At 71.5% G+C, this 26,748-nt stretch carries 26 protein-coding genes; 8 read left to right on the top strand and 18 right to left on the bottom strand.

Going from position 1 to position 26,748, the window contains the following annotated elements:
• Positions 1–49: 49 nt before the first annotated feature.
• Positions 50–1,648: an ABC-F family ATP-binding cassette domain-containing protein gene (locus QEZ54_RS31445; protein ID WP_281308378.1), complete on the bottom strand. Its 1,599-nt coding sequence runs from the start codon at positions 1,646–1,648 to the stop codon at positions 50–52.
• A gap of 151 nt (positions 1,649–1,799) precedes the next feature.
• Here QEZ54_RS31445 and QEZ54_RS31440 point away from each other — a divergent pair, with 151 nt between their 5' ends.
• A complete protein-coding gene (locus QEZ54_RS31440; protein ID WP_281308377.1) occupies positions 1,800–2,822 on the top strand; it encodes a neutral zinc metallopeptidase in 1,023 nt (340 codons plus the stop codon).
• Positions 2,823–2,977: 155 nt separating this feature from the next.
• Here the strand turns inward: QEZ54_RS31440 and QEZ54_RS31435 are convergent, their stop codons facing one another.
• Both QEZ54_RS31435 and QEZ54_RS31430 read right to left on the bottom strand, forming a co-directional pair.
• Positions 2,978–3,610, bottom strand: coding sequence for an acVLRF1 family peptidyl-tRNA hydrolase (locus QEZ54_RS31435; RefSeq protein WP_281308384.1), 633 nt, complete (start codon positions 3,608–3,610; stop codon positions 2,978–2,980).
• Positions 3,607–4,665: an aminotransferase class V-fold PLP-dependent enzyme gene (locus QEZ54_RS31430; RefSeq protein ID WP_281308376.1), complete on the bottom strand. Its 1,059-nt coding sequence runs from the start codon at positions 4,663–4,665 to the stop codon at positions 3,607–3,609. Before QEZ54_RS31430 ends, QEZ54_RS31435 begins: the two co-directional genes overlap by 4 nt.
• Positions 4,666–4,724: 59 nt before the next feature.
• Here QEZ54_RS31430 and QEZ54_RS31425 point away from each other — a divergent pair, with 59 nt between their 5' ends.
• Both QEZ54_RS31425 and QEZ54_RS31420 read left to right on the top strand, forming a co-directional pair.
• Complete coding sequence (locus QEZ54_RS31425) at positions 4,725–5,396, top strand: DNA alkylation repair protein (RefSeq protein ID WP_281308375.1); 672 nt, start codon at positions 4,725–4,727, stop codon at positions 5,394–5,396.
• Positions 5,397–5,440: 44 nt separating this feature from the next.
• Positions 5,441–6,097 carry a TMEM175 family protein gene (locus tag QEZ54_RS31420; RefSeq protein ID WP_281308374.1) on the top strand — a complete coding sequence of 219 codons (657 nt, stop codon included), beginning with the start codon at positions 5,441–5,443 and terminating at the stop codon, positions 6,095–6,097.
• On the opposite strand, the gene QEZ54_RS31415 is transcribed toward QEZ54_RS31420, so the two are convergent.
• The 12 genes from QEZ54_RS31415 to QEZ54_RS31360 form a co-directional block, all read right to left on the bottom strand.
• A complete protein-coding gene (locus QEZ54_RS31415) occupies positions 6,072–6,800 on the bottom strand; it encodes an HAD family hydrolase (protein WP_281308373.1) in 729 nt (242 codons plus the stop codon). The two genes, QEZ54_RS31420 and QEZ54_RS31415, sit on opposite strands and share 26 nt — an antisense overlap.
• A gap of 342 nt (positions 6,801–7,142) precedes the next feature.
• Entirely contained in the window at positions 7,143–7,769 is a 627-nt protein-coding gene (locus QEZ54_RS31410; protein WP_281308372.1) for a LysE family transporter, read from the bottom strand.
• A gap of 237 nt (positions 7,770–8,006) precedes the next feature.
• Entirely contained in the window at positions 8,007–9,212 is a 1,206-nt protein-coding gene (gene ligD, locus QEZ54_RS31405) for a non-homologous end-joining DNA ligase (protein ID WP_281308371.1), read from the bottom strand.
• A gap of 19 nt (positions 9,213–9,231) precedes the next feature.
• Complete coding sequence (locus QEZ54_RS31400; RefSeq protein ID WP_281308370.1) at positions 9,232–9,966, bottom strand: N-acetyltransferase; 735 nt, start codon at positions 9,964–9,966, stop codon at positions 9,232–9,234.
• 180 nt (positions 9,967–10,146) lie between these two features.
• Entirely contained in the window at positions 10,147–10,542 is a 396-nt protein-coding gene (locus tag QEZ54_RS31395) for a metal-sulfur cluster assembly factor (RefSeq protein WP_281308369.1), read from the bottom strand.
• A complete protein-coding gene (sufU, locus tag QEZ54_RS31390) occupies positions 10,542–10,994 on the bottom strand; it encodes a Fe-S cluster assembly sulfur transfer protein SufU (protein WP_281308368.1) in 453 nt (150 codons plus the stop codon). Before sufU ends, QEZ54_RS31395 begins: the two co-directional genes overlap by 1 nt.
• A 2-nt stretch (positions 10,995–10,996) precedes the next feature.
• Entirely contained in the window at positions 10,997–12,289 is a 1,293-nt protein-coding gene (locus tag QEZ54_RS31385; RefSeq protein WP_281308367.1) for a cysteine desulfurase, read from the bottom strand.
• Positions 12,290–12,303: 14 nt separating this feature from the next.
• Positions 12,304–13,083, bottom strand: coding sequence for a Fe-S cluster assembly ATPase SufC (gene sufC, locus QEZ54_RS31380; protein ID WP_281308366.1), 780 nt, complete (start codon positions 13,081–13,083; stop codon positions 12,304–12,306).
• Positions 13,080–13,415 (bottom strand): non-heme iron oxygenase ferredoxin subunit, encoded by a 336-nt coding sequence (locus QEZ54_RS31375; RefSeq protein WP_281308365.1) that lies wholly within the window; start codon positions 13,413–13,415, stop codon positions 13,080–13,082. The genes sufC and QEZ54_RS31375 overlap by 4 nt, the downstream gene beginning before the upstream one ends.
• Complete coding sequence (gene sufD, locus QEZ54_RS31370; RefSeq protein ID WP_281308364.1) at positions 13,412–14,554, bottom strand: Fe-S cluster assembly protein SufD; 1,143 nt, start codon at positions 14,552–14,554, stop codon at positions 13,412–13,414. The genes QEZ54_RS31375 and sufD overlap by 4 nt, the downstream gene beginning before the upstream one ends.
• On the bottom strand, positions 14,554–15,975 hold the full coding sequence (gene sufB / locus QEZ54_RS31365) for a Fe-S cluster assembly protein SufB (protein ID WP_281308363.1): 1,422 nt from the start codon (positions 15,973–15,975) through the stop codon (positions 14,554–14,556). Before sufB ends, sufD begins: the two co-directional genes overlap by 1 nt.
• Positions 15,976–16,025: 50 nt before the next feature.
• Positions 16,026–16,724, bottom strand: a complete 699-nt coding sequence (locus tag QEZ54_RS31360) for an ArsR family transcriptional regulator (protein WP_281308362.1) — start codon at positions 16,722–16,724, stop codon at positions 16,026–16,028.
• Positions 16,725–16,893: 169 nt separating this feature from the next.
• On the opposite strand from QEZ54_RS31360, the gene QEZ54_RS31355 reads away from it, so the two are divergent.
• Positions 16,894–17,811 carry a COX15/CtaA family protein gene (locus QEZ54_RS31355; protein WP_281308383.1) on the top strand — a complete coding sequence of 306 codons (918 nt, stop codon included), beginning with the start codon at positions 16,894–16,896 and terminating at the stop codon, positions 17,809–17,811.
• 76 nt (positions 17,812–17,887) lie between these two features.
• Positions 17,888–18,604: a hypothetical protein gene (locus tag QEZ54_RS31350; protein ID WP_281308361.1), complete on the top strand. Its 717-nt coding sequence runs from the start codon at positions 17,888–17,890 to the stop codon at positions 18,602–18,604.
• A 484-nt stretch (positions 18,605–19,088) separates the two neighbouring features.
• Here the strand turns inward: QEZ54_RS31350 and QEZ54_RS31345 are convergent, their stop codons facing one another.
• The 3 genes from QEZ54_RS31345 to QEZ54_RS31335 form a co-directional block, all read right to left on the bottom strand.
• The gene (locus tag QEZ54_RS31345; RefSeq protein WP_281308382.1) at positions 19,089–20,009 is read right to left on the bottom strand and encodes a hypothetical protein; all 921 of its coding nucleotides are present in this window, start codon (positions 20,007–20,009) and stop codon (positions 19,089–19,091) included.
• 82 nt (positions 20,010–20,091) lie between these two features.
• Positions 20,092–20,412: a hypothetical protein gene (locus QEZ54_RS31340; RefSeq protein WP_217397513.1), complete on the bottom strand. Its 321-nt coding sequence runs from the start codon at positions 20,410–20,412 to the stop codon at positions 20,092–20,094.
• Between the two features lie 226 nt (positions 20,413–20,638).
• Positions 20,639–21,556 (bottom strand): heme o synthase, encoded by a 918-nt coding sequence (locus tag QEZ54_RS31335; RefSeq protein ID WP_281308381.1) that lies wholly within the window; start codon positions 21,554–21,556, stop codon positions 20,639–20,641.
• Between the two features lie 350 nt (positions 21,557–21,906).
• Between QEZ54_RS31335 and tkt the strand changes: the two genes are divergently transcribed.
• From tkt to QEZ54_RS31320, 3 genes are read left to right on the top strand one after another with little or no spacing between them, the layout of a single operon-like run.
• A complete protein-coding gene (tkt, locus tag QEZ54_RS31330; RefSeq protein WP_281308360.1) occupies positions 21,907–23,991 on the top strand; it encodes a transketolase in 2,085 nt (694 codons plus the stop codon).
• Positions 23,992–23,997: 6 nt separating this feature from the next.
• Complete coding sequence (tal, locus tag QEZ54_RS31325; RefSeq protein ID WP_281308359.1) at positions 23,998–25,113, top strand: transaldolase; 1,116 nt, start codon at positions 23,998–24,000, stop codon at positions 25,111–25,113.
• Positions 25,110–26,738, top strand: coding sequence for a glucose-6-phosphate isomerase (locus QEZ54_RS31320; protein WP_281308358.1), 1,629 nt, complete (start codon positions 25,110–25,112; stop codon positions 26,736–26,738). Before tal ends, QEZ54_RS31320 begins: the two co-directional genes overlap by 4 nt.
• Positions 26,739–26,748: the final 10 nt, after the last annotated feature.

The raw sequence follows: 26,748 nt of genomic DNA, 5'->3' as shown, positions 1-26,748 counted from the left end.
CGCAGAAACGTCTTCTAGATAGGCCACTGTCAATAAAAGGCGAGGCGGGTCAGGCGAGTTCGACGAGTTCCAGGAGGTCGTCGGACCAGGCGTCCTCGTCGCCGTCGGGCAGCAGGATGGCGCGGTCGGGCTTGAGCGCCGCCACGGCGCCCGGGTCGTGGGTGACCAGGACGATCGCGCCGGGGTACCGGGCGATCGCGTCGAGCACCTGCTCGCGGCTGACCGGGTCGAGGTTGTTCGTCGGCTCGTCGAGCAGCAGCACGTTGGCGCCCGAGCAGACCAGCGTGGACAGCGCCAGCCGGGTCTTCTCGCCGCCGGACAGCACGCCCGCGGGCTTGTCGACGTCGTCGCCGCTGAACAGGAACGCGCCCAGGATCCGGCGCAGCTCGGTGTCGGTCTGCTCCGGCGCGGCCGAGCGCATGTGGTCGAGGATGGTCCGGTCGACCTCCAGCGTCTCGTGCTCCTGGGCGTAGTAGCCCAGCCGCAGGCCGTGGCCCGCCTTCACCTCGCCGGTGTCCGGCTCCAGCACGCCCGCGAGCATGCGCAGCAGGGTGGTCTTGCCGGCGCCGTTGAGGCCGAGGATGACCACCCGGGAACCGCGGTCGACCGCGACGCTGACGTCGGTGAAGATCTCCAGCGATCCGTACGACTTCGACAGCCCCTCGGCGGTCAGCGGGGTCTTGCCGCACGCCGCCGGGGTGGGGAAGCGCACCTTGGCCACCCTGTCGGAGGCGCGTACCTCGTCCAGCCCCGAGATCATCTTCTCGGCGCGCTTGGCCATGTTCTGGGCGGCGATCGTCTTGGTCGCCTTCGCGCGCAGCTTGTCGGCCTGCGCCATCAGCGCCCCGGCCTTCTTCTCGGCGTTGGCGCGCTCCCGCTTGCGGCGCCGCTCGTCGGTCTCGCGCGCCTCCAGGTACGTCTTCCAGCCCATGTTGTAGCTGTCGACCACCGAGCGGTTGGCGTCGAGATACCAGACCTTGTTCACCACCGCGTCCAGCAGCGAGGCGTCGTGGGAGATGACCACGAGACCGCCCTTGTGCCCGCTGAGGAAGCTGCGCAGCCAGGTGATGGAGTCGGCGTCGAGGTGGTTGGTGGGCTCGTCGAGCAGCAGGATGCCGCCGCCGGTCTCGGTGGCGTCGCGGAACAGGATCCGGGCCAGCTCGACGCGGCGGCGCTGGCCGCCGGAGAGCGTGCCCACGGTCTGCGCCAGCACCCGGTCGGGCAGGCCGAGGTTCGCGCAGATGCGGGCGGCCTCGGACTCGGCGCCGTAGCCGCCGAGCGCGGAGAACTGGTCCTCGAGCTGCCCGTAGCGCCGCATGGCCTTGTCGTCCTCGGCCAGGCGGCCCTCCAGGGCCTTCATCTCGTTGCGCAGCACGTCCAGCCCGCGGGCGGACAGCACCCGGTCGGCGGCGGTGACGTCGAGGTCGCCGGTGCGCGGGTCCTGCGGCAGGTAGCCGACCGGACCGCGCCGGTCGACCTGGCCGGCGTAGGGCGTGCCCTCGCCGGCGAGGACCTTCAGGGTGGTGGTCTTGCCCGCGCCGTTGCGGCCGACCAGGCCGATACGGTCGCCGGGCTGGACCCGCAGGGCGGTCTCCCCCAGCAGGATGCGCGCGCCCGCGCGCAGTTCCAGACCGGTGGCCGTGATCATGTATCTCTCCCAGGTCGGGGTGGCCACCGGGTGGCGCGGGGAATGAGGAGCCCATTCTACCGGGGGTTCTGCGGCGACCTGCCACGGCATTTGCCTGTGGAGCGCCCTGATTTAGGTGTAATTGCCCACAAATATGCCTAGGCTGGCGAACGTGAGCATCAATGAAAACGCTGAACTCGACCCGTCACAGGTCGAGGACATGCGCGGCCAGGGTGGCGGTGGCGGCGGAGGCGGCTTCAACTTCCCACCCATGGGCGGCGGTGGCGGCGGCGGCATGGGCGGCGCCGGTGCCGGCTGCCTCGGCGCCCTGCTGCCCAGCCTCATGCGCAGCAAGATCGGCATGGTGGTGCTCCTGGTCGGCGCCCTCTGCGTCGGCATCCTGCTGTGCACCGGCGGTGGCTCCGGCATCTTCAGCGGCCTCGGCGGAGTGAACCAGCCCGCCCAGAACCAGCCCGGCGACACCGGCGCGACCGGCGACCTGGCCACCAGGTGCTCGAAGGACAACCCCGACCGGTTCAACGACGCGGCCTGCCGCAACCTGCTCTACATCAACTCGATCCAGAACTACTGGCAGAGCGCCATGCCGCAGTACTTCGGGCAGCCGTACCAGAAGGCGACCACGCGGTACTTCACCGGCTCGGTCAACACCGCCTGCGGCCCGGCCACCTCCGGCGTCGGCCCGTTCTACTGCCCCGGCGACAACCACGTCTACATCGACCTGGCCTTCTACAACGAGCTGGCCAGCCGGTTCGGCGCCAAGGGCCAGTTCGCCCAGGCGTACGTGCTCGCCCATGAGTACGGCCACCACATCCAGACCCTGACCGGCACCGAGGCGCAGGTACGGCGGGCGCAGCAGCGCGACCCGGCCAACGCCAACCGGTACTCGGTCGCGATGGAGCTGCAGGCCGACTGCTACGCGGGCGTCTGGGCCAACGCGGCCGGCAAGACGACGGACGCCACCGGCGCCCCGCTGTTCAAGAGCGTCACCCAGCAGGACATCGACCAGGCCCTGGAGGCGGCCGCGGCGGTCGGCGACGACGCGATCCAGCAGAAGGCCGGCGCCCAGATCAACCAGGACGCCTTCACCCACGGCTCCTCGCAGCAGCGCCAGCAGTGGTTCAACCAGGGCTACACGACGGGCGACCCCCGCCAGTGCAACACCTTCGGCGGCTGAGAGCCCCGATTCGACCGGTCATGCGGCTCCGCGTGGACCCACCGCCTTAGCATCGACGCTGGCCTATCTAGTGGACGAACTCACGAAATCCGTCTTCTAGATAGGCCAGCGTCGATTTAAAGCCGGGGCTGCGCGGGCACACCGTCACCGGCCGGTCACGGCACCAGGTGGATGCGGATGTTGTGGGCCAGCGCGACGGCGTCCACCAGCACCGCGTGGCGGGGCTCGGGGACCTCCAGCAGGCGGTCGTGGCGCAGCGGGAGCAGGGGTTCCAGGCGCTTGTCGGCGAGGATCGACTCGACCGTGGCCCGGTCGCCGCCGCAGACCAGGGCGGCCAGGCTGTCCGCGTACGGCAGCAGGATCCGCGCCGCGACGTCCGCCGCGTCCTGGGCCGCCGCACTGGCCTGGTTGTCCCGCCGCCGCGCGTACCGCTGCTGCGACCAGCCCCCCGCCGCCGTCCGCCCCTGCACGTAGAACGTGTCCACCTTGGACGAAATCAGCTCGTCTCCGTCGGCGACCCCGACCGCGACCGCGTTGCGCCGCGCCAGCAGCAGCCCCAGCCGGCGCGGCACGGCCAGTTCGGCCAGCAGCGCGTCGACGTCGGCGACCGGGGGCAGGCCCGGCGGCGGCAGCAGCAGCGCGGTGTCGCCGTTGGCGGCCAGCAGCTTCAGCCCCTCCTCGGTGGCCCCGTCGTGGCGCGAGTAGAACCCGTCCAGCCAGCGGCGCAGCCGCCGGGGCTGGACCTCGACCCAGCGGCCCCCGCCCTCGGCGGGCTTGGCGACCATCAGGACAGCAGCGCCGCGACGGCGGCGTCCACATCGGCCTGCGTGGTGTACACGTGGAACGCCGCCCGCACCCGCCCACCGCGTACCGCGGCGCGGATGCCCGCGGCGGCCAGCTTGCGCTCGGCGTCGGGCACGTCGACGGTGACGATGGCGCTGTCGCGCGGCGGCAGTCCGAGCCCGGCGAGGAAGCGGTTGGCCAGGGCCACGTCGTGGGCCTGGATGTGCGCCACCCCGATCTGCTCGATGAGCTCCAGCGCGGGCGCGGTGCCGACCCAGGAGTGCCAGACCGGCGAGACGTCGAAGGCGCGGGCGTCCTTGGCCAGGCGCAGCGGCAGGCCGTAGTAGCCGCCGTGCACGTCCTCGGCGGCGAACCAGCCCGCCTGCGAGGGCCGCAGCCGTTCGCGCAGGTCGGGGGCCAGGTAGGCGAAGCCGGTGCCGCGCGGGGACATCATCCACTTGTACGCCCCGGCGACGACCACGTCGGCCAGTGCCCCGTCGAACGGCAGCCAGCCGCAGGCCTGGGTCGCGTCGACGACCACCCGCGCCCCGGCCGCGCGGGCCGCCGCGACGATGGCGGCGTAGTCGGCGATCCGGCCGTCCAGCGACTGCACCAGCGAGAACGAGACCACGTCGACACCGGCGTCGATCTGCTCGGCCAGCTGCTCCAGCGGCGCGGTGCGCACGGTCACGCCCCGGTCGCCCTGCACCGCGAACGGGAACACCGCCGAGGTGAACTCGCGCTCGGGGACCAGCACCACGCCGCCGTCGGGCACCGCGTCGGCGACCGGTGCGAGCATCTGCGACACCTGGGAGCCGACCGCGACGTCGGCGACGTCGACCCCGATGATCCGGGCGTACGACGCGCGCGCCAGCTCGGTCGACTCGGCCCAGCCCTCCCAGGAGACCCGCCCGGCCCGCCAGTCGTCCTGGGCCCGCTGCAGCGCGTCCCAGGCCGGGGCGGGCGGCAGCCCGAAGCTGGCGGTGTTGAGGAAGCCGGGCTCGGCGGACCACAGGCGGGCCAGGTCGGCCACGGGCGAACCGGTCGGACTAGTGTTCATGATTCGCAGTATTCCACCGACCTGCGGGTACATACGCGGGCCAATACGGGAGTGGTGGCATGGCGCAGCAGTTGTTCGCCCGGCTGGAGGCGGGGCTGGTCGAGGCGGCGGACCCGGACCGGGCGCCGGCGATGCGGGCGTACCTGCGCGGGCAGTTCGAGTTTCTCGGGGTGCCCAATCCGGGGGTGCGCGCGGTGGTGCGGGCGGCCGAGGCCGGGCTGCCGAAGCCGGACCAGGAGCAGCTGCGGGAGCTGGCGCTGGCCTGCTGGCAGCGGCCCGAGCGCGAGTACCAGTACGCCGCCCTGCTGCTCCTGCGCCGCCACGCGAAGGTGCTGCGGCCGGACTTCATGGACACCGCCCGGCACCTCATCGTGACGAAGTCCTGGTGGGAGACGGTCGACACGATCGCCCCGCACGTGGTGGGCCCGATCGTCGCGCGGCACCCCGAACTGGTCGCGACGCTGGACCAGTGGAACCGCGGCGACCAGCTGTGGCTGATCCGCACCTCGATCCTGCACCAGCTCGCGTACGGGCGGGCCGCCGACGCCGGCCGGCTCTTCGGCTACTGCGCGGCGCGGGCCGACCATCCGGACTTCTTCGTGCGCAAGGCGATCGGCTGGGCCCTGCGCCAGCACGCCCGCACCGACCCCGCCGCGGTGCGCGCCTTCGTCGCCGCCCACCCGGAGCTGTCCGGCCTGTCCCGGCGCGAGGCGCTCAAGCACCTGGGCTGACCCGACCCGCCCCGGCCGGGCGACCGATCGTGGTAGGACGAGGTGTGGAGTCGAACGCGCTCTCGCGCACCATGGCGTTCACCGACGGGGTGGTCGCCATCGCGCTCACCCTGCTGATCCTGCCGCTGGCCGACACCGCCAAGGAGGCGGCGGTGCTGCCGGTGGGCGAGCTGGTGGGCGAGCACGCGGGCGACTTCCTGGCCTTCGTGACGTCGTTCCTGGTGGTGTCGCTGTTCTGGATGGTGCACCGGCGCATCTTCGAGAACCTCGCCCGGGTCGGTGAGGGCGTGCTGATGCTCAACATCCTGTGGCTGCTGGGCGTGGTGTTCCTGCCCGTGCCGACCGCCGTGCTCACGTACGAGGTGGGACACGAAAGCGGCGCGGCGGTGCTGTACATGGTGAACCTGACCTTCATCGCGCTGTCGGGCCTGCTGCTGTCGCTGCGCATCCGGCACCGGCCGGTGCTGCAGCGGGCCGACCGGCACAAGGCGGTGGAGCGCTCGGTGCGGCGGGGCTACGTCTCCACCGGCGCGATGGTGGTGACGCTGCTGGTCGCCGTACCGCTGGGGAACCTGGCCCTGCCGCTGCTGGCGTTGCTGCCCCTGATGCAGGTCGCCGCGGCGCGGCGCTGGGCCAGGCGGCACGGCGACGACACCGATCAGGGCGACGCCGACCTCACAGCGCCTGGCGCAGCAGAGTGAGCAGCTCGTGGCCGTCGACGACCACCACGTCCGGGGTGTGCTCGCTCTCGCGGGCCTCGCCGTGCGGCATCAGGATCGCCGCCCCGGTGCCCGCCCGGCGCGCGCACGCGATGTCGCGGTCGGGCTGGTCGCCGACGAACCAGCACGCGGCCGGTTCGACACCCAGCTCGCGGGTCGCCGCCCAGATCATGCTCGGGTGCGGCTTGTACACCCCCAGCTCGTCGCTGTATATCTGCGTGGCCAGCGCCCCGGTCACGCCCAGCTCGTCGAGCACGTCGCGGTGCGCCTGCCCGGACCTGGTGTTGCTGACCACCGCCACCGGCATCCCCCGGCCCACGGTGAAGTCGAGCAGGTCGGCGATGCCCTTGCGCAGGTTCCAGCTCGGGCGCAGCGCCCAGGTCCGGGTCAGGTCGCTGGCGTGTACGAGCACCGTCGCCCGCGCCACCGCCGGCCACTGGGCCGCGACCAGCTCGCCCCACAGGTGCTCGTGGCTGAGCTCCAGGCAGTTCTCGGTCTCCTCGCGCAGCCGGTCGCGCTCGGCGTCGGCGTGCTCCAGCGACGCCCTGATCTCCGCCTCGGTCAGCGCACCGGCCACCAGCTGGCGCACACGCGGGACCAGCCGGTCGTACGGGTCCTCCGACTTTCGCGATTCGACGATCACACCGCCGAAGTCGAGCAGCAGCGCGGCAGGGGTAGGCAGCATGGCGCTACTCTGCCACGACCACCGCCTGCGGACCACGGCACCGCTCAAGGATGGAACGCCCGCCCGGCCGACCCGGACTGCCGCCCGCGGATTCCGGCGCGCCCCGCCTCGCCCCGCCCGTCCGGCCGAGCCACCGCCGCCTCCGGCCGCATGATCGGAGTCTGCGGTCCGAAACGATCCCTGGAGCGCCTTAAACGACCGCAGCCGCTGATCATCGGCAAGAGATCGGCGGCTGCGGTCGCGAAGCGGGCGCGGACGACGCGGCGTGGGTGGAGGAGGGCCGCCCGCCGGTGCGCCTTCCCCTGGTGCACCGGCGGGCGGAGTTCGTACGGGCCGCGCGGCTCAGCCGGAGGCCAGCGTCCACCCGGCCAGCGCCAGGATCATGGCGCTGGAGGCGAGCGCGGTGGCCAGGCGGCCCTTGGGCCCGGCCAGGGCCCGGCCGACCAGCGCCCCGCTCCCGGCGACCAGCAGCTGCCAGCTCGCCGACGCCAGGAACGCCGCCGCCACGAAGACCATGCCCTGCCAGCCGGTCATGCCGTCCGACGCCGTCCCGCCGAGCACCAGGGCACCGAAGTAGACGATCGTCATCGGGTTGAGCAGGGTCAGCCCGAGCAGGGCGGCGAACGCGCGCCCGGGTGAGTTCAGGCCGGACGCCTCCCGGGCGCGGGCCGGGTCGCGGTAGTGGCTGATCGCCGCGTACGCGGTGTGCGCGGCGAGGTAGACCAGGACCGCGACGGCGATCCAGCGCAGCGGACCGGCGACCGGCTCGATCCAGCGGGCCAGGGCGGCCCCGCCGAGCACCGCGGCCAGTGCATATATCCCGTCGGCGGTGGCGACGCCGAGCGCGGCCCCGGCACCGATGCGCAGCGAGGTGCGGGCGGTGAGGCTCATCAGCAGCATGGCGATCGCCCCGACGGGCACGGCTACGCCGTAACCCGCCAGCAGGCCCGCCACGAACGCGGCGGTCACGAGCGGAGCAGGCTCGCTCCGGCCACGGACCCACGCTGCTGTCGACCCCGTCCTTCCGCCGCAGCGGACAGGGGCGCGACGCGCGAGGTATGAGTGGTCATGGCGGCCATCCTGCCCACCCGGCGCGGCGCCCGCACCCCATTTTCCCGTCGATCTCCCCGCCCGGCCGCAAGGAAGGGACCCTTCTTATCGCTTCCCGTAGTGGAAGGGCCCCTTCCCAACCCTTTTCCAGGCTCATTAAGCCTGGTCCGGGCCGGTGAAGGGGTTGTAGTCGACTTCGAGGGGTTCCTGCGGAGGGCGGCGTTCCTCGGGGACGTGCTGGAGGTTGACGCGGATGCGGTACCAGACCGAGCTGCGCCCGCGCATGCCGTCGACCAGCACGTCGATCGGCTGCAGCAGGTCGGCCACGGCCGGGTGGCGGGCCTTCCAGCTTTCGAACCCCGCCAGCGCCTCGTCCTTCGTCTTGGCTCGCGCGATCTCGATCAGCGGCATGGTCGACTGGCGGCGGCCCGTGCCCTTCGGCGGCTTCTCGGCCGGGCCGAGCCGCTCGGCCAGCGCCAGCAGCCCGTCGAGCGAGCCGGTGGCCGTGTCCATGCCCGCCCAGGGGTCGCCGCGCTCGGCGAACCGGGCCGCGACCGTACGCAGGGTGAACCGCTCGGGGCGGCAGGTCGGCACCTCGTCCCAGCCCAGCGGCGTGGACACGCGGGCGTCGGGAGTGGCCCGCACGGAGTACGCCGAGGCGACCGTCCGGTCCTTGGCGTTCTGGTTGAAGTCGACGAACACGCCCTCCCGGTCCTCCTTCCACCACTTGCCGGTGGCCAGGTCCGGCACCCGGTGCTCGACCTCGCGGGCGACCGCCTCGGCGGCCAGCCGCAGCTGCGGATACGTCCAGTGCGGCGCCACCCGGGCGTAGATGTGGAAGCCGCGCGAGCCCGAGGTCTTCGGCCACGCGGTCAGCCCGTGCTCCTCCAGCACCTCGCGGGCCACCTGGGCCACGTCGAGGATCTGCGGCCAGTCCGAACCCGGCATCGGATCCAGGTCGATGCGCAGCTCGTCGGGGTGGTCCAGGTCCTCGGCCTGGATCGGGTGCGGGTTGAGGTCGACGCAGCCCAGGTTCACCACCCAGGCCAGCGCGGCCGCGTCGCGGACCACGACCTCCTCCGCCGAGGTGCCCGACGCGTACTTCAGCTCGGCGACCTCGATCCAGTCGGGCCGCTTCTCGGGCGCCCGCTTCTGGAAGAAGGCCTCCTGGTCGATGCCCTTGACGAACCGCTTGAGGATCATGGGCCGCCCGCGTACGCCGCGCAGCGCCCCGTCGGCCACCCCGAGGTAGTACCGCACCAGGTCCAGTTTGGTCAGCCCGCTCGCGGCGAACACCACCTTGTCCGGACTGGTGACGGTCACCTCGCGGCCGTCGAGCTCCAGCACTTCCGCCTTCCCCATGCCCCCACTCTAGGCAAGCTCAGGCGGTGCGGTGGCGGACCCAGACGTTGGGCTCGACGTACACGGCGCTGTCGTGGGCCAGGTCGACGTTGACCGGGGTCAGCGCGAACGGCACATGCAGCGGCCCGTCGGCGTCGAACGGCAGGCCGGTGCGCTCGCGCCACTCGGCCAGCGTCCCCGGGATCACCATCGACCGGGGAGCCACCTTCTCGATCACTCCCCCGGCGCGCACGTGCACCCGCAGCCACGGGTCGACGGGCAGGCCGTCGGAGCGCGTGCGGTACGCGTACGACGCCATGGGCTCGTCGGGGTCGGTCTTGCCGTTGGGCCGCACGGGCGCGACCAGGTCGGTGAAGCCCAGCCGGGCCACGTTGTCGCGCATCGCGGCGAGCATCAGCGACGACAGCCCCTTGCCCTGCATGTCCTTGCGGATGCCGATCTCGATCGCCGAGACGATGTTCGGCACGTCCCCGGCGAGGTGGTTCTTGATGCCGCGCCGGATCGCCCCGTCCCAGCCGTCATCCGGCAGCTCGTCACCGACCAGCAGGAACGGGATGCTGTACGCCCCCGACACGATCGTGCCCGGCTCGTCGGGATGCTCGGCGACCAGCACGAACTCCGGGAAGATCCGGTGCGCCACGTTGTAGTAGATCGAGGAGATCGGGTCGTGGCGCATGAACTCCGGCCACGGTGACGGCATGTCCCAGAGGGGCTCGAGCAGGTCGGGACGGTCGGCGAGGACGGAGATGCGCATGCGCGCAGCCTGCTACACCCGCCCCACCCCGACAACCGGTTAACGGGCCGCCCAGCCCAAGATCGTTCAAGTTGCCCGGCAATCGGGGGTATGAAGGGTCAAGATACGCCCGATTGCCCGGCAACTTGAACGATCAAGGGCCCGGCCGCGGCAGCGGACGGGCCCTTGGAAAAGAAGCGGTCAGACGTTGAAGCCGAGGGAGCGGAGCTGGTCGCGGCCGTCGTCGGTGATCTTGTCGGGACCCCACGGCGGCAGCCACACCCAGTTGATGCGCATGTCCGCGGCCAGGCCACCGCCCGGACCGCTGCACAGCGCGGCGCGGGCCTGCTCCTCGATCACGTCGGTGAGCGGGCAGGCGGCCGAGGTCAGCGTCATGTCCAGGGTGACGGTGTTCTCGTCGTCGACGTGCACGCCGTAGACCAGACCCAGGTCGACCACGTTGATGCCGAGCTCCGGGTCGACGACGTCGCGCATGGCCTCCAGCACGTCGTCCACGGGTGCCTTCTTCACGGCGACGGCGCTTTCCGGCCGAGCCTCGGGCTCGGTCACGCCCTCGACGATGTCGGTCTCGCTCATCACACTTCCTCCTTCTCGAGGGCGACGGCCTGGGCGACCGCGTCCTTCAGGGCCATCCAGGACAGCAGCGCGCACTTGACCCGGGCCGGGTACTTGGCGACGCCCGCGAACGCGACCGCGTCCCCGAGCACCTCCTCGTCCGGCACGACCTGACCCTTGCCGCCCATGAGCTCGGCGAACGCGGTGTGCACCCGCAGCGCCTCGTCGATCGTGCGGCCGCGCAGCAGCTCGTGCAGCACGCTGGCGGAGGCCTGGCTGATCGAGCAGCCGGAGCCGTCGTACGAGATGTCGCTGAGGGTCCGCCCGTCCAGGGCGACCCGCAGCGTGATCTCGTCACCGCAGGTGGGGTTGACGTGGTGCACCCCGGCGGCGAAGGGCTCCCGGAGCCCGCGCCCCTGCGGGTGCTTGTAATGGTCCAGGATGATCTCCTGGTAGAGCTGGTCGAGCTGCATGGCTAGGCGAAGACCTTCCGCACCTGGTCGAGACCGCGCACGAGCGCGTCGACCTCCTCGGTCGTCGTGTAGAGGTAGAACGAGGCCCGGGTGAGCGCCGGAACCGAGAAACGATCGCAGATCGGCCGGGCGCAGTGGTGGCCGACCCGCACCTGCACGCCGAGCGAGTCCAGCACCTGGCCCACATCGTGCGGGTGGATGCCGCCGAGGGTGAACGAGATCGTGCCGCCCCGGCCCACCGGCACGTTCGGGCCGTAGATCCGCAGGTCCGGCACGGTGGCGAGCGCGTCGAGGGCGTACGCCGTGAGCTCCTTCTCGTGCCACTGGATCGCGTCCATGCCGATGGCGGACAGGTAGTCCACGGCCGCGCCCAGCCCGACCGCCTGCGCGATCGGCGGGGTGCCCGCCTCGAACCGGGCCGGCGCGGGCAGGAAGGTCGAGCCGGTCAGCCGGACCGTCTCGATCATCGAGCCGCCGCCCAGGAATGGCGGCATGGCGTCCAGCAGCGCCTGGCGCCCCCACAGCACGCCGATGCCGGTCGGGCCGAGCATCTTGTGGCCGGTGAAGGCGATGAAGTCGACGTCGTAGTCCACCACGTTCATGGGCAGGTGCGGCACCGACTGCGAGCAGTCCAGCAGCAGCAGCGCGCCGACCTGGCGCACCCGCGCGGTGATCCGGGCGGTGGCGTTGACCGTGCCGAGCACGTTGGAGGCGTGCACGATCGAGACGATCTTCGTCCGCTCGTTGACCAGCTCCTCGAGGTTCGACTCGTCGAGGCGGCCGGACTCGGTGATGCCGAACCAGCGCAGGGTGGCGCCGGTACGGGCGCACAGCAGCTGCCACGGCACGATGTTGGAGTGGTGCTCCATCTCCGAGATGACGATCTCGTCGCCCGGGCCGAGCCGGAAGCGGGGGTCGTCGGCGTGCGGGCCGAACGCGTGCGCGACCAGGTTCAGCGCCTCGGTGGCGTTCTTGGTGAACACCACCTCGTCGGGGCTGGTCGCGCCGATGAACGCGGCGACCTTGGCGCGCGCGCCCTCGTACGCCTCGGTGGACTCGGTGCCCAGGGTGTGCACCGACCGGGCCACGTTGGCGTTGTGCTCGGCGTAGTACGCCGAGATCGCGTCGATGACCTGGCGCGGCTTCTGCGAGGTGTTACCCGAGTCGAGGTAAACGAGCGGGTGACCGTTGACCTCCCGGTCCAGGATCGGGAAGTCGGCGCGCACGCGCTCCACGTCGAAGCGCGGCTTGTCGTCGTACTGCGGCATCCCGGCCGGGATGGTCAACGTCGTCATCGTCTCGTCTCTCCTCAGGCGCCGATGGTCGCCGCGCCCGCGCCGGCGACGTAGCGCTCGTAACCCTCGTCCTCGAGCTTGTCGGCCAGCTCCGGGCCGCCCTCCTCGACGATCCGGCCGGCCACGAACACGTGCACGAAGTCCGGCTTGATGTAGCGCAGGATCCGGGTGTAGTGGGTGATCAGCAGCAGGCCGGTCTCGCTGTTCTCGCGCACCCGGTTCACGCCCTCGCTGACCACGCGCAGCGCGTCCACGTCCAGGCCCGAGTCGGTCTCGTCCAGGATCGCGATCTTCGGCTTGAGCAGCTCCAGCTGCACGATCTCGTGCCGCTTCTTCTCGCCGCCGGAGAAGCCCTCGTTGACGTTGCGCTGGGCGAACGCCGGGTCCATGCCCAGCTTCTCCATCGAGCCCTTGAGCTCGCCGGCCCAGGTGCGCAGCTTCGGCGCCTGCCCGTCGATCGCGGTCTTGGCGGTACGCAGGAAGTTCGCCACCGACACGCCCGGCACCTCGACCGGGTACTGCATGGCCAGGAACAGGCCCGCGCGGGCCCGCTCGTCCACGCTCATCGCCAGCACGTCCTGGCCGTCCAGGGTCACGCTGCCGCCGGTGATCTCGTACTTCGGGTGGCCCGCGATGGAGTAGGCCAGCGTCGACTTGCCCGAGCCGTTGGGGCCCATGATGGCGTGGGTCTGGCCCGACTCCACCGTCAGCGTGACCCCGTGCAGGATCGGCTTCAGCTCGCCCTCGGGCAGCTTCACCGACACCTGAAGGTCGCGGATCTCCAACTTGCTCATCGGCTTACTCCATTACTCGGTGTCAGGCTGACGTAGACATCACCGTCGCGGATCTCGACGGGAAAGACGGGGATCGGCTCGGTCGCGGGCAGGCCTGACGGCGCACCGGTACGCAGATCGAAACGCGAACCGTGCAGCCAGCATTCCAGCGTGCACCCGTCGACCTCGCCCTCGGACAGGGCCACCGCCGCGTGCGAGCACTCGTCGTACGCGGCGTAGAAGCCGTCGTCCTCGGCGTGGACCACCACGACCGGGGTGTCGCCCAGCTCGACCGCCAGGGCGGCACCCTTGGCCACCTCGTCGGCCGCGCAGGCGCGGAGGAACTCGGTCATGCGCCCGCCTTCTCCAGGCGCGCCTCGATCGCGCCGCCGAGCCGCTCGCGCAGCTCCTCGGCCGGGATCTTGGCCAGCAGTTCGGCGAAGAAGCCGCGCACGACCAGCTTGCGCGCCTCGGCCTCCGGGATGCCCCGGGCCATCAGGTAGAACAGCTGCTCGTCGTCGAAGCGGCCGGTCGCCGAGGCGTGCCCGGCGCCGACGATCTCGCCGGTCTCGATCTCCAGGTTCGGCACCGAGTCGGCGCGGGCCCCGTCGGACAGCAGCAGGTTCCGGTTCACCTCGTACGTGCTGGTGCCGGTGGCCTGGTCCTGGATCAGCACGTCGCCGACCCAGACCGTGTGCGCGCCCTCGCCCTGCAGCGCGCCCCGGTAGGCCACGTTCGACCGGCAGTCCGGCACCGAGTGGTCGACCAGCAGGCGGTGCTCCAGGTGCTGCTCGCCGTCGGCGAAGTACAGCCCGAACAGGTCGGCCTCGCCGCCGCGGCCGGTGTAGTCGACGCTGGTGAACTGGCGCACCAGGTCACCGCCGAGCGCCACCTGCACGTGCACGATCTTGGCATCGCGGCCGAGCTTCACCTTGACGTGCTGGGCCTGGACCGCGTCCGGCGCCCAGTCGGCGACCGTGACCAGGGTGAGCTTCGCCCCGTCGGCGACGGCCACCTCGATGTTGTCGGCCAGCGTGACGCTGCCCGTCTGCTCGATCACGATGGTCGCCTCGGCGAACGCCCCGACCGACAGCAGGGTGTGCCCGGCGGCCGCGCCGTCGGCGCCGTCACCGGTCAGCCGCAGCGTGAACGGCTCGGCCAGCACGGTCTCCTTGGCGACCTCGACCACCAGCGCCTGGGCGGCGTTCTCGTACGCCCACGCGCTGATCCGGTCGAACGGGGTGAGCACCCCGCCCACCTTGGCGCCGTCGAGCGCCGCCGTGGTGACGGTGACGCCCTCGGGCAGCGTGCCGTACTCGTGCTTCGGCGCGACCCCGGCCGCGACCGTCCCGGCGGCCAGCCCGCGCAGGCGCTTGAGCGGCGTGAACCGCCACTCCTCCTCGCGGCCGGTCAGCGCCGGGAAGTCGGCGGAGTGGAACGAGCGCAGCGCCTGGGACTTGGTCTTGGGCGGTGCGATTGCTTCGGTGGTCATCAGCCGACGGCGCCTTCCATCTGCAGTTCGATCAGTCGGTTCAGTTCCAGCGCGTACTCCATCGGCAGCTCCTTGGCGATGGGCTCGATGAAGCCGCGCACGATCATGGCCATCGCCTCGTCCTCGGCCATACCCCGGCTCATCAGGTAGAAGAGCTGGTCGTCGCTGACCTTCGAGACGGTCGCCTCGTGGCCCATCGACACGTCGTCCTCGCGGATGTCGACGTAGGGGTAGGTGTCCGAGCGGGAGATGGTGTCCACCAGCAGCGCGTCGCACTTGACCGTGCTCTTGCTGTGGTGGGAGCCCTCCATCACCTGGACCAGGCCGCGGTACGACGTCCGGCCGCCGCCACGCGCGATCGACTTGCTGATGATCGTGCTGGAGGTGTGCGGCGCGGCGTGCACCATCTTGGCGCCGGCGTCCTGGTGCTGACCCTCGCCGGCCATCGCCACCGAGAGCACCTCGCCCTTGGCGTGCTCGCCGACCATGAAGACGGCCGGGTACTTCATGGTCACCTTGGAGCCGATGTTGCCGTCGACCCACTCCATGGTGGCGCCCTCGTGGCAGACGGCCCGCTTGGTGACCAGGTTGTACACGTTGTTCGACCAGTTCTGGATGGTCGTGTACCGGCAGCGCGCGTTCTTCTTCACGACGATCTCCACGACCGCGCTGTGCAGCGAGTCGGAGGAGTACACGGGCGCGGTGCAGCCCTCGACGTAGTGCACGTACGCGCCCTCGTCGACGATGATCAGGGTCCGCTCGAACTGGCCCATGTTCTCGGTGTTGATCCGGAAGTACGCCTGCAGCGGGATCTCCACGTTCACGCCCGGCGGCACGTAGATGAACGAGCCACCCGACCAGACGGCCGTGTTCAGCGCGGCGAACTTGTTGTCACCCACCGGGATGACGGTGCCGAAGTACTCCTTGAAGATCTCCGGGTGCTCGCGCAGCGCCGTGTCGGTGTCCAGGAACAGCACGCCCTGCTGCTCCAGGTCCTCGCGGATGGCGTGGTAGACGACCTCGGACTCGTACTGCGCGGCGACACCGGCGACCAGGCGCTGCTTCTCCGCCTCCGGGATGCCCAGCTTGTCGTAGGTGTTCTTGATGTCCTCGGGCAGGTCTTCCCAGCTGGCAGCCTGCTTCTCGGTGGACCGCACGAAGTACTTGATGTTGTCGAAGTCGATGCCCGACAGGTCCGCGCCCCACGACGGCATCGGCTTGCGGCCGAACAGGCGCAGGCCCTTCAGCCGCAGCTCCAGCATCCAGTCGGCTTCGCTCTTCTTCGACGAGATGTCGCGCACGACCGCCTCGTTCAGACCTCGCTGCGCGTTGGCGCCGGCCACGTCCGGGTCGGCCCAGCCGTACTCGTACTTGCCCAGGCCAGCAAGCTGGTCCTCGGTCGTGGTGATCTGCTCGGTCATGAGTCTGTCCTCATCGTGACGGCGTCGGTTTGCAAGATGGTCGGAAAACGTCAGGTCGTGGGCACGGCGGGCCGCACTTTGGGGGGTATGTGCGTGGTGCACACCCCGTCGCCGTGCGCGATGGTCGCGAGCCGCTGCACGTGCGTGCCGACCAGGCGGGAGATCACCTGGGTCTCGGCCTCGCACAGCTGCGGGAACTCGGCGGCGACGTGAGCCACGGGGCAGTGGTGCTGGCACAGCTGCCCGCCGGTGGCGATCGCCGACGCGCTCGCAGCGTAGCCCTCGGCGGTCAGCGCACCCGCGAGCGCCTCCGCGCGGGCGAGAGGATCGTCACCCGCGTCGCGTACGGCCGTCTGGCAGCGCTCCTCCAGCCCAGCCACCTGGGCTGCGGCGAAGGCGGCGACCTCGCGGGGACCGCCGTGCTCGGCGATCCAGCGCAGGGCGGCGGCGGCCAGGCCGTCGTAGTGGTGGCCCAGGCCCTCGCGGGCGGCGTCGGTGAGCAGGAAGACCTTGGCGGGGCGGCCCCGGCCGCGCGGGCCGCGGCGCACCTGCTCGCGCGCCTGCACCAGGCCCTCGGCCAGCATGGCGTCGAGGTGGCGGCGGATGCCCGCGGTCGACAGGCCGAGCACGGTGCCCAGCTCGACGGCGGTGGCGGGGCCCTGCGCGAGCAGCTCGATCACCCGATCGCGCGTGGCCGGGTGTACGGAGCGCTGATCGGGTGCCTCGATGATCTCGGCCCCCTTTTTCACTACACCAGTGTTACTTATTTCGTCCGACGTGCGCAAACCTACCCACCGGTGACGCGGACCACTCGCACTCCCCGCGCCGGGCCCGCCCGCTCCACGCGCCTACCATCGGTTCGTGCAGTCTGTCCTCGGCCGCTCGGCGGCACCCCTGCTTGGCGCGTCCCCGCTCGCGATGCGCCGGTTGGCGCTGGCCAACCTGGTCGGCAACATCGTCATCGTGGTCACCGGCGGCGCGGTGCGCCTGTCCGGCTCCGGGCTGGGCTGCCCGACCTGGCCGCGGTGCACCGAGGACTCGTACGTCACCACGCGCGAGATGGGCGTGCACGGGGTGATCGAGTTCGGCAACCGGCTGCTGACCTTCGTGCTGGTCATGATCGCGGGCGCGGCGCTGCTGGCGGCGTGGCGGCACGCGCGGCTGCGGCCGCTGGCCCTGGCCGTGGTGCTGGGCATCCCGGGGCAGGGCGTGGTCGGCGGGATCACCGTGCTGAGCGACCTCAACCCGTACGTGGTGGGCCTGCACTTCCTGCTGTCCATCGCGATCATCGGCGGGTCGTACGCCCTCTGGCAGCGCACCCTGCCCGCGGCGCCCGGTAGCGCGATCGCGGCCCGGCTGCGGCCGCTCACCTGGGCGGTCGTCGCGGCGAGCGCGCTCGCGCTGGCCGTCGGCGTGGTCGTCACCGGCAGCGGCCCGCACGCGGGCGACGAGCTGGCCCACCGCACCGGACTGGACCCGGCGATGATCTCGCAGCTGCACGTCGACACCGTGTTCCTGCTGCTCGGCCTGGCCGTGGCGGTCTGGTTCGCCGGCCGCGCGGTCGCCTCCCCGCTGCTCACCCGCCGCGCCGCGATCCTGCTGGGGGTGCTGCTCGGGCAGGGTGCGATCGGGTTCGTGCAGTACTTCACCGGCCTGCCGGAGGTCCTGGTCGGCGCGCACCTGCTCGGCGCCTGCCTGCTCTGGACGGCCGTGCTCGGGACGGTCTGGGCGACCGGCTTCGACGCCGAGCAGCCCGCCGAGGGCGGCGCGGTGACTGGGAGCGCACCCACGGTGACCAGCGCGGATTCTGCACCCCCGTTGGTCACTGTCCGGTAACCGGCAGATTCCGATCTGAGCGTCAACCGCCGCCGGAACCATCCCGCCGACCCGTCGACGGGGCGATGATGGGCGGGTGCCGACCTCTCTGCGCCGCGCACCGCAGGCGCACTCCGACGACTCGCTGCCGGGCCTGGTGACCCGGACCTTCACCACGGACGGGCACCTCGACTACTGGGCCGTGGTGCGCCACGCCGAACAGGCCGCCGCGCTCGTCGAAGAGCTGGCCACGCTCGTCGGCACCGGCCGGGCCGAGGTCGCCCGCCAACCGCTGGCCCGGGCCGTCAGCCTCCTCCTGCACACCCTCGACCGCGCCGACGACGCCTCCGGCGCCCTGGACAACCTGCTGCACCGGCTGCTGGCCGTCCACGCCGAGGCGTGCGACCAGGCCCCCGGCGACGGCGTCGAGCTGGCCGACTGGCTCATCGCGGTGCAGTTCGAGGGCGGCCGCTGGTGCCCCGTCGACATCTGGGCGTACGGCCCCGCGCTCGGCCCCGACGGCCTGGACCACTACCGCGCCGTCGTACACCGCCGCTGGGCCGCCGACCCCGGCGACCTGAGCGCCCGCGACGCCATCGAGCGGCTCGCCCGCTGGGAACGGGACACCCCGACCCTGGTCGAGGTCATCGGCGGCGACCTGCGCCACGCCGCCCAGTACGGGCGCCTGGCCCGCGCCCTGGCCGACATCGGCGAGCCGGAGGCGGCCCGCGCCTGGGCCGAACGCGGCCTGTCCGCCCACCCCGACGACCCACCCGGCGCCGGCCTCCGCGACTTCCTCTCCCGCACCCCCTGACCCCCGCCCTCCTTTGCACGTTGATCATGAACCTATGGCACGGTTCGACGGCGTGTCGCGGCCACATCTTCATGATCGACATGGGGCGGGTGGGGTTCCGTCCCGCCGGTCCGAATTGAAGCCCGCGCAGGGGCCGCACGCGGCGATCAGGTGCGAGGCGAGAGTGCAGTTTCGGGGAAAGTGCACGAATGTGGGCAGGAGTTCGTGCAGTTTCGCCGAAACTGCAGTGATCTCGGCCTACCCGTGGACGGAATCAGGGCTGGAGGAGATCGCCGCTCGCGGTCGCCGCGTCGGCTCGTGAAGGCGGAGATCCGTCGTCGGCGATCAGAACGTCGGCCATAGGCCAGCGTTGTGACCAACGATAGCGATCACGGCCAAAGTTCGGTCAAAGTCTGCGCCGCCCCACGGCGGCCGAATCCCCCACCGCCAGTCCGGACGATCATGAGGTTGTGGCCGCGACACGCCGTCGAACCGTGCCATAGGTTCATGATCGACCGGGGTGGGGGTGGTCGAGGTGGGTGGTGATGGCGGTGGCTAGGCGGGTGGCGGCGGCGGGGTCGTGGGCGAGGAAGACCGAGGGTTCGGTCAGTTCCAGTTCGATCAGGTGGGGGTTGCCGGCGGCGTCGGGGATCAGGTCGATGCGGGCGTAGACCAGGCCGTCCGGGAGGTTGGCGACGACGGCCTCGCCGACGGCCAGTTCCGCGGCGGTGGGCGTACGCGGGGTGATGTCCTCGGCCTTGTACAGCTCGTCCGCGCCGTCGACGTGGGGGCCGGTGAGCAGCGGCCCCTTGCGGATGGCGTGGCTGTACGCCAGGCGCCCCGTCCCCGGATCGGCGAAGAACAGCAGCGCCGTCTCGCCGTACGCGTCCACGGCGTCCAGGTACGGCTGCACCAGCACCAGCCGCCCGGCCGCCTGGAGCCGCCGGACGTGGTCGGCGGCCTGCGCGGCGTCGCCCGGCCCGTAGCGGCCCGTGTCGCGGCTGCCGGAGCTGATCGAGGGCTTGACGACGTACTCGCCGTCGCCGTCCGGGGCGGTCCACGCGTCGCCCGGGTGGACGAAGGCGGTGGGGATGATCGGGATCCCGGCGGCGGCCAGCTCGGCCAGGTAGCTCTTGTCGGTGTTCCAGGCGACCACGGCGGCCGGGTTGGCCAGGTTGGGCAGGGCGTGGGCCCAGGCGAGGAACTTGTCACGCTGCCAGGAGTAGTCCCAGGTCGACCGGATCAGCACCAGGTCGTAGCCCGTCCAGTCGACGGTTGGGTCGTCCCAGACGACCGGCTCGGCGGCGATGCCCCGTGCGGCCAGCGGCGCCAGCAGGAGCTGGTCGTCGGGCTCAAGCAGCGGGATCTCGGCGCAGGTGGCGATGGCGACGCGCGGCGCCCCGTCCCGGCTGGGCCCGGATACCAGGGCGACCCGGGCGGCTGCCCGGGTCGCATGGTCAAGGGATGTGCTCACAAGATCCAAGATAACTCGCGGATCTGAAACTTCCTCAGCGCGTCAGCGTCCGCTTGGACATGGACCGCCAGAGGTCGTTGGTGGGACGCATGAGCTCGATGAGCTCCCGCTCCCATTCGTTCTCCACGGTGATGCCAGCCCGTTCACAGGCGGCCCGGGCGATGTCGGTGCTGGCGGCGAACCGGTCGCCCCACGCTCCGTCGCCACCCACCAACACGATGCGAGCACCGCGCCGACCGACGTACTCGATGACCCCCTTCGCACCTCCGTGCGCGCTAGCGAACTCGCGCAGGCCGGCCACCAGGGTGGCCGTGGGGTGCTCGATGGTCACCGTCGTATCTGAACCTTCTGCCATGCAAGCACGATAAGCAGAACGGACGTCCGGTAGCGGGATTGTGAGCACTTTTTGTGATCCCCGTTACGTAGATGCAATCCGGTGCACAGAGATCGACTGTCCGAGTTCGCCCGGAAATATCCACGTCAATGCGTCGCAGAACGGACAACCGGCGGACACCCAAGTGAGCAATCGCCACGCCCGACACGGGGATTAGGGCGTGTCACGAACAAAGTTGGTAAATCGGTCAGATGAACACGTCGACGCCGACCGCCACGAAGACGATCGTCAGGTACGCCGTGGACCAGTGGAAGAGGCGCATCGGCTTGACCGGCTCGCCCTTCACGGTGCGGCTGTACAGGCCGTGGGCCTCCAGGATGAACATCATCCCGCAGACGAGCGCGGGGATGCCGTACACCCGGGACATGCCCAGCGGCCAGACCGCGAGCGAGGTCGCCACGGTCAGCCAGGAGTACACCACCGACTCGATCGCGACGCGACGCGGGGTGGCCACCACCGTCAGCATCGGGATGCCGGCCTTGGCGTAGTCGTCCTTGAACCGGATCGCCAGCGCGTAGAAGTGCGGCATCTGCCAGAAGAAGACGACGCCGAACAGCAGCCAGGCGGCCGGGGCCAGCGAGCCGGTCACCGCGGCCCAGCCGATCAGCACCGGCATCGCCCCGCAGACCCCGCCCCAGAACGTGTTGTGCGGCGTCGTGCGCTTCAGCCAAGCGGTGTAGATCACGTCGTAGTAGACGATGGCGGCGACGGTCAGCGCGGTCGCCAGCCAGTTGGTGAACGCGGCCATCAGCGCGGTCGAGGCGACGGCCAGGGTGAGGCCGAAGACCAGCGCGTTGCGCGGGGTCACCGTGTGGGTCACCAGCGGCCGACGTGACGTTCGTCCCATCAGCGGGTCGATGTCCCGGTCGAGGTAGCAGTTGATGGCGTTGGCGGCACCCGCCGCGAACGACCCGCCGACCAGCACGACCAGCATCAACCAGACCGAGGGCAGGCCCTTGGCGGCGAGCATCATCGCCGGGATGGTGGTGATGAGCAGCAGCTCGACGATGCGCGGCTTGGTCAGCGACAGGTAGGCGCCGAACACCGCCCAGCGGGCCTCGCGCCGCGACAGCCGGACGGCGCGCGCGGCACTGCCTGGCTGCACCGGGATGACCGGGAGGGGGTGGGACGGGAGGTCTATGGTGCCGGCCGCCTCTGGCGACTCCGCGGCGAGCGTGCTCACCCGAGACAGGGTACGGCAACGCTGGTCAAAGCCTGCGGCCGCGCCCGGCGGTGCGGATACCGCGCCGGAGCGCCCAGCGGACACCACGCCGCACAAAGCACGGGTTCGCACATCTGTCGTGCGAGGTATGAGTAGGGTCGACACCGACAGGGCGACACCGTGGCCGCCCATATGAGGATGCGTTGCGCCTTTCCACAGCTCCGGTGCGTGCTATTCCGGGTCACGGCCCTGGAGCGAGACGGCAAGACTGACCCGCTAGGAGTAGCACAGCTGTGACCGAGCAGTTGATCTGGTCTGACATCGACCGCCGCGCCGTTGACACCGCCCGCGTGCTTGCCATGGACGCGGTGGAGAAGGCCGGCAACGGCCATCCCGGCACCGCGATGAGCCTCGCCCCCCTGGCCTACCTGCTGTTCCAGCGGGCCATGCGGCTGGACCCCAACGACCCGGACTGGACCGGCCGCGACCGCTTCGTGCTGTCCGCCGGGCATTCCTCCCTCACCCAGTACGTCCAGCTGTTCCTGGCCGGCTACGGCCTGGAGCTGTCGGACCTGCAGACGCTGCGCCAGTGGGGCTCGCTGACCCCGGGCCACCCGGAGCACGGGCACACCCGCGGCGTGGAGACCACCACCGGCCCGCTGGGCCAGGGCCTGGGCAACGCGGTGGGCATGGCGATGGCCGCCCGCCGCGAGCGCGGCCTGTTCGACCCCGACGCGGCGCCGGGCACCAGCCCGTTCGACCACCACATCTACGTGATCTGCTCCGATGGCGACATCGAGGAGGGCATCACGCACGAGGCGTCGGCGATCGCCGGGCACCAGAAGCTCGACAACCTGATCGTCTTCTACGACGACAACGAGATCTCGATCGAGGACGACACCCGGATCGCCAAGTCTGAGGACGTCTGCGCGCGGTACGAGGCGTACGGCTGGCACGTCGAGAAGGTCGACTGGACCGGCGGCAACGGCAACTACCACGAGGACGTCCCGGCGCTGTGGGCCGCGATCCAGCGGGCCAAGGGCGTGACCGACCGGCCCAGCTTCATCGCGCTGCGCACCATCATCGGCTGGCCCGCGCCGACCAAGCAGAACACCGGCAAGATCCACGGCTCGGCGGTCGGCCCGAACGAGGCGGCCGCGGTCAAGGAGGTGCTGGGCTTCGACCCGGCGGTCGCCTTCCCGGTCGAGGACGAGGTGCTGGCGCACACCCGCGCGGTCGGCGAGCGCGGCCGGGTGCTGCACGAGCAGTGGGAGGACGCCTTCCACGACTGGGCGAAGGCGAACCCGGACCGGCTGGCCCTGTTCGACCGGATGAGCACCCGTACCCTGCCCAAGGGCTGGGAGGACGCGCTGCCGAGCTTCCCGGCCGACGCCAAGGGCATCGCCACCCGCGCCGCGTCGGGCCAGGTGCTCAACGCGCTGGCGCCGGTGCTGCCGGAGCTGTGGGGCGGCTCGGCCGACCTGGCCGAGAGCAATAACACCACGATGAAGGGCGAGCCGTCGTTCATCCCGGCGGAGTACGCCACCAAGGAGTTCCCGGGCCACGAGTACGGCCGTACGCTGCACTTCGGCATCCGCGAGCACGCCATGGGCTCGATCATGAACGGCATCGCGCTGCACGACGGCACCCGCGTCTACGGCGGCACGTTCCTGGTCTTCAGCGACTACATGCGCCCGGCCGTACGCCTGGCCGCGCTGATGAAGCTGCCGGTGACCTACGTCTGGACGCACGACTCGATCGGCCTGGGCGAGGACGGCCCGACGCACCAGCCGGTGGAGCACCTGACCGCGCTGCGGGCCATCCCGGGCCTGGACGTGGTGCGCCCGGCCGACGCCAACGAGACCGCGCACGCCTGGCGGATGGCGCTGACCCACACCGACCGGCCGACGGCGCTGGCGCTGTCCCGCCAGAACCTGCCGACCCTGGACCCGGCGAAGGTCGTCGGCTTCGAGCACGGCGGTTACGTGCTGGAGGAGGCCTCCTCGGGCACCCCGCAGGCGATCCTCATCGCCACCGGCTCCGAGGTGCAGATCGCCCTGGCCGCCCGCGAGCTGCTGGAGGCCGACGGCGTCGCGACCCGCGTGGTGTCGATGCCGTGCCAGGAGTGGTTCCGCGCGTCCGACGCGGGGTACCGGGAGTCTGTGCTGCCGTCGTCGGTCAAGGCCCGCGTGAGTGTCGAGGCGGGTATCGCCATGTCCTGGCGCGACCTGATCGGCGACGCGGGCGAGGCCGTGAGCCTGGAGCACTACGGCGCGTCCGCCCCGGCGGCGACCCTGTTCGAGAAGTTCGGTTTCACACCGCAGGCGGTGGCCGACGCCGCCCGGCGGTCCCTGGCCAAGGCCAATGAAGGGCAGTGACAGGCGATGACTGAAGCCCTGGGCGAGCTCTCCGCCGCCGGCGTGGCGGTCTGGCTCGACGACATCTCCCGGGAGCGGCTGACCGAGGGCGGCTCCCACACGGCGCTGGCGGACCTGCGCGACACGCGGCACGTGGTCGGGGTGACCAGCAACCCGACCATCTTCGCCGCGGCGCTGGCCGGCAGCGACGACTACGACCAGCAGCTGCACGACCTCAAGGCGCGCAAGGTCTCGGTCGACGAGGCGGTGCGCATGCTCACCACGTACGACATCAGGTGGGCCTGCGACGTGATGCGGCCGGTGTACGACGCGACCGGCGGCCGTGACGGCCGGGTGTCGATCGAGGTCGACCCGCGGCTGGCGCACGAGACCGAGCCGACGATCGCCGAGGCCAAGCAGCTGTGGTGGCTGGTGGACCGGCCCAACCTGTTCATCAAGATCCCGGCGACGCTGGAGGGCCTGCCCGCGATCACCGCGGCGCTGGCCGACGGCATCAGCGTCAACGTGACGCTGATCTTCTCGCTGGAGCGCTACCGCGCGGTGCTGGACGCCTGGCTGGCCGGCCTGGAGCAGGCGAAGGCGAACGGGCATGACCTGTCGAAGATCGAGTCGGTCGGGTCGTTCTTCGTGTCCCGCTTCGACACCGAGATCGACAAGCGGCTGGAGAAGATCGGGACGCCGGAGGCGCTGGCCCTGCGCGGCCAGGCCGCCGTCGCCAACGCCCGCCTGGCCTACGGGGAGTACCTGCAGGTCGTCGGGTCGCCCCGGTGGGCGGAGCTGAAGGCGGCCGGGGCGAACCCGCAGCGGCCGCTGTGGGCCTCGACCGGCACCAAGAACCCGGAGTACCCGGACACGCTCTACGTCGAGCAGCTGGTCGCCGCCGACACGGTCAACACCATGCCGGAGAAGACGCTGCAGGCCTTCGCCGACCACGGCAAGGTGCCCGGGGACACGGTCACCGGCAACCTGGCCCAGGCGCAGCAGACCATCGACGCGCTGCGCGCGGCCGGGGTCGACTACGACGACGTGGTGGCGTTCCTGGAGAGCGACGGCGTGGCGAAGTTCGACGCGAGCTGGCAGGAGCTGCTGGCCGGGGTACAGGCGAAACTGGAGCAGGCATGACCGAGGTTGCGACGGGAGGCGGGCTGACCGTCCGCCTCTCCCCCGCGGCGGCACAGCAGGCCGCGGCGCAGGTGTCGGAGCTGGAGGCGGCGGGCGTGCCCGCCGCCCTGGCGGGCAAGGACGCCACCCTGTGGGGTCCGGACGCGCAGTCCGAGGCGATCATCCGGCTGGGCTGGATCGACACCTTCGTGGGCAGCCGGGCGCTGCTGCCGCAGCTGGCCGAGCTGCGCGAGGAGCTGGGCGACCTGAACCACGTCGTGCTGGCCGGCATGGGCGGCTCGTCGCTGGCGCCCGAGGTCATCTCGCTGACCCTGGGCAAGGCGCTGACGGTGCTGGACACCACCGACCCGGGCCAGGTCAAGGCGGCGCTGGGCGACCGGCTGGACCGGACCGTGGTGGTCGTCTCCAGCAAGTCCGGCGGCACCATCGAGACCGACAGCCACCGCCGGGCGTACTGGCAGGCGTTCCTCGACGCGGGCCTGCCCGAGGCCGAGGTCGGCCGCCACTTCGTGATCGTGACCGACCCCGGCTCGCCGCTGGAGTCGACCGCCCGCGAGATGGGCGCCTACGTGGTGCTGGCCGACCCGAACGTCGGCGGCCGCTACTCCGCGCTGACCGCGTTCGGCCTGGTGCCGACCGCGCTGGCCGGGGTGGACGTGGCCGAGCTGCTGGACCAGGCCGAGGAGTTCGCGGCCACGTTGGCCGCCGCCCCCGAGGCCAACCCGTCGCTGCTGCTGGGCGCCGCGCTCGGCGCCGCCGCGCTGGCCGGGCGGGACAAGGTGTCGCTGGCCGACGACGGCAGCGGCATCACCGGGCTGGGCGACTGGGCCGAGCAGCTCATCGCCGAGTCCACCGGCAAGGACGGCAAGGGCATCCTGCCGGTCGTGGTGGAGGGGCAGGACGCGCCGGGCGCGACCGGTGCCGACGTCTTCACCGCGACCGTCGGCGCCGCCGGTGGATCACCGGCGGGTACGCCCGACGCGGCGGTCAACGGCCCGCTGGGCGCCCAGTTCCTGTGCTGGGAGGCGGCCACCGCGATCGCCGGGCGGGTGCTCGGCATCAACCCGTTCGACCAGCCGAACGTGACCGAGTCCAAGCAGAACACCGGCAAGATCCTCGACGAGGGGATGCCGTCGGAGCAGCCCGCGTTCACCGAGGGCGACGTCGCGGTCTACACCACCGCGACCGTGTCCACGCTGGACGAGGCGCTGGCGTGGCTGGTGGCCGAGGCAGGGTCGGACGGGTACATCGCGATCATGGAGTACCTGGACCGGTTCGGCGACGCCGACGGCGCGAAGCTGCGCGCGGCGCTGGCGCAGGCGAGCGGCCGCCCGGTGACCTACGGCTGGGGGCCGCGGTTCCTGCACTCGACCGGGCAGTACCACAAGGGCGGGCCGCAGGTCGGCGCGTTCCTGCAGGTCACCGGCGCGGTGAACGCGGACCTGGCGGTGCCGGGCAAGCCGTACAGCTTCGGCACGCTGCAGGCCGCCCAGGCCGCCGGCGACCGCCAGGCGCTGGCCGGCCGCGGCCGGCCGCTGCTGCACCTGCACCTCACCGACCGGGCCAAGGGCACCGCCCAGCTGCTCGAATCGGCGCACCGCCTGTCCACCGACAAGGAGAGGTGACGTCACGTGA

Source organism: Catellatospora sp. KI3, assembly GCF_029948125.1.
Classification (GTDB): Bacteria; Actinomycetota; Actinomycetes; order Mycobacteriales; family Micromonosporaceae; genus Catellatospora.
This window is presented reverse-complemented; position numbering and strand designations above follow the sequence as displayed.

Bases quoted from the DNA above. Each gene is read 5' to 3' on its own strand.
- QEZ54_RS31445 (WP_281308378.1), bottom strand. From the start codon at position 1,648: ATGATCACGGCCACCGGTCTGGAACTGCGCGCGGGCGCGCGCATCCTG.
- QEZ54_RS31430 (WP_281308376.1), bottom strand. From the start codon at position 4,665: ATGAACACTAGTCCGACCGGTTCGCCCGTGGCCGACCTGGCCCGCCTG.
- QEZ54_RS31425 (WP_281308375.1), top strand. From the start codon at position 4,725: ATGGCGCAGCAGTTGTTCGCCCGGCTGGAGGCGGGGCTGGTCGAGGCG.
- QEZ54_RS31415 (WP_281308373.1), bottom strand. From the start codon at position 6,800: ATGCTGCCTACCCCTGCCGCGCTGCTGCTCGACTTCGGCGGTGTGATC.
- ligD (WP_281308371.1), bottom strand. From the start codon at position 9,212: ATGGGGAAGGCGGAAGTGCTGGAGCTCGACGGCCGCGAGGTGACCGTC.
- QEZ54_RS31400 (WP_281308370.1), bottom strand. From the start codon at position 9,966: ATGCGCATCTCCGTCCTCGCCGACCGTCCCGACCTGCTCGAGCCCCTC.
- QEZ54_RS31395 (WP_281308369.1), bottom strand. From the start codon at position 10,542: ATGAGCGAGACCGACATCGTCGAGGGCGTGACCGAGCCCGAGGCTCGG.
- sufU (WP_281308368.1), bottom strand. From the start codon at position 10,994: ATGCAGCTCGACCAGCTCTACCAGGAGATCATCCTGGACCATTACAAG.
- QEZ54_RS31385 (WP_281308367.1), bottom strand. From the start codon at position 12,289: ATGACGACGTTGACCATCCCGGCCGGGATGCCGCAGTACGACGACAAG.
- sufC (WP_281308366.1), bottom strand. From the start codon at position 13,083: ATGAGCAAGTTGGAGATCCGCGACCTTCAGGTGTCGGTGAAGCTGCCC.
- QEZ54_RS31375 (WP_281308365.1), bottom strand. From the start codon at position 13,415: ATGACCGAGTTCCTCCGCGCCTGCGCGGCCGACGAGGTGGCCAAGGGT.
- sufD (WP_281308364.1), bottom strand. From the start codon at position 14,554: ATGACCACCGAAGCAATCGCACCGCCCAAGACCAAGTCCCAGGCGCTG.
- sufB (WP_281308363.1), bottom strand. From the start codon at position 15,975: ATGACCGAGCAGATCACCACGACCGAGGACCAGCTTGCTGGCCTGGGC.
- QEZ54_RS31355 (WP_281308383.1), top strand. From the start codon at position 16,894: ATGCGCCGGTTGGCGCTGGCCAACCTGGTCGGCAACATCGTCATCGTG.
- QEZ54_RS31340 (WP_217397513.1), bottom strand. From the start codon at position 20,412: ATGGCAGAAGGTTCAGATACGACGGTGACCATCGAGCACCCCACGGCC.
- tal (WP_281308359.1), top strand. From the start codon at position 23,998: ATGACTGAAGCCCTGGGCGAGCTCTCCGCCGCCGGCGTGGCGGTCTGG.
- QEZ54_RS31320 (WP_281308358.1), top strand. From the start codon at position 25,110: ATGACCGAGGTTGCGACGGGAGGCGGGCTGACCGTCCGCCTCTCCCCC.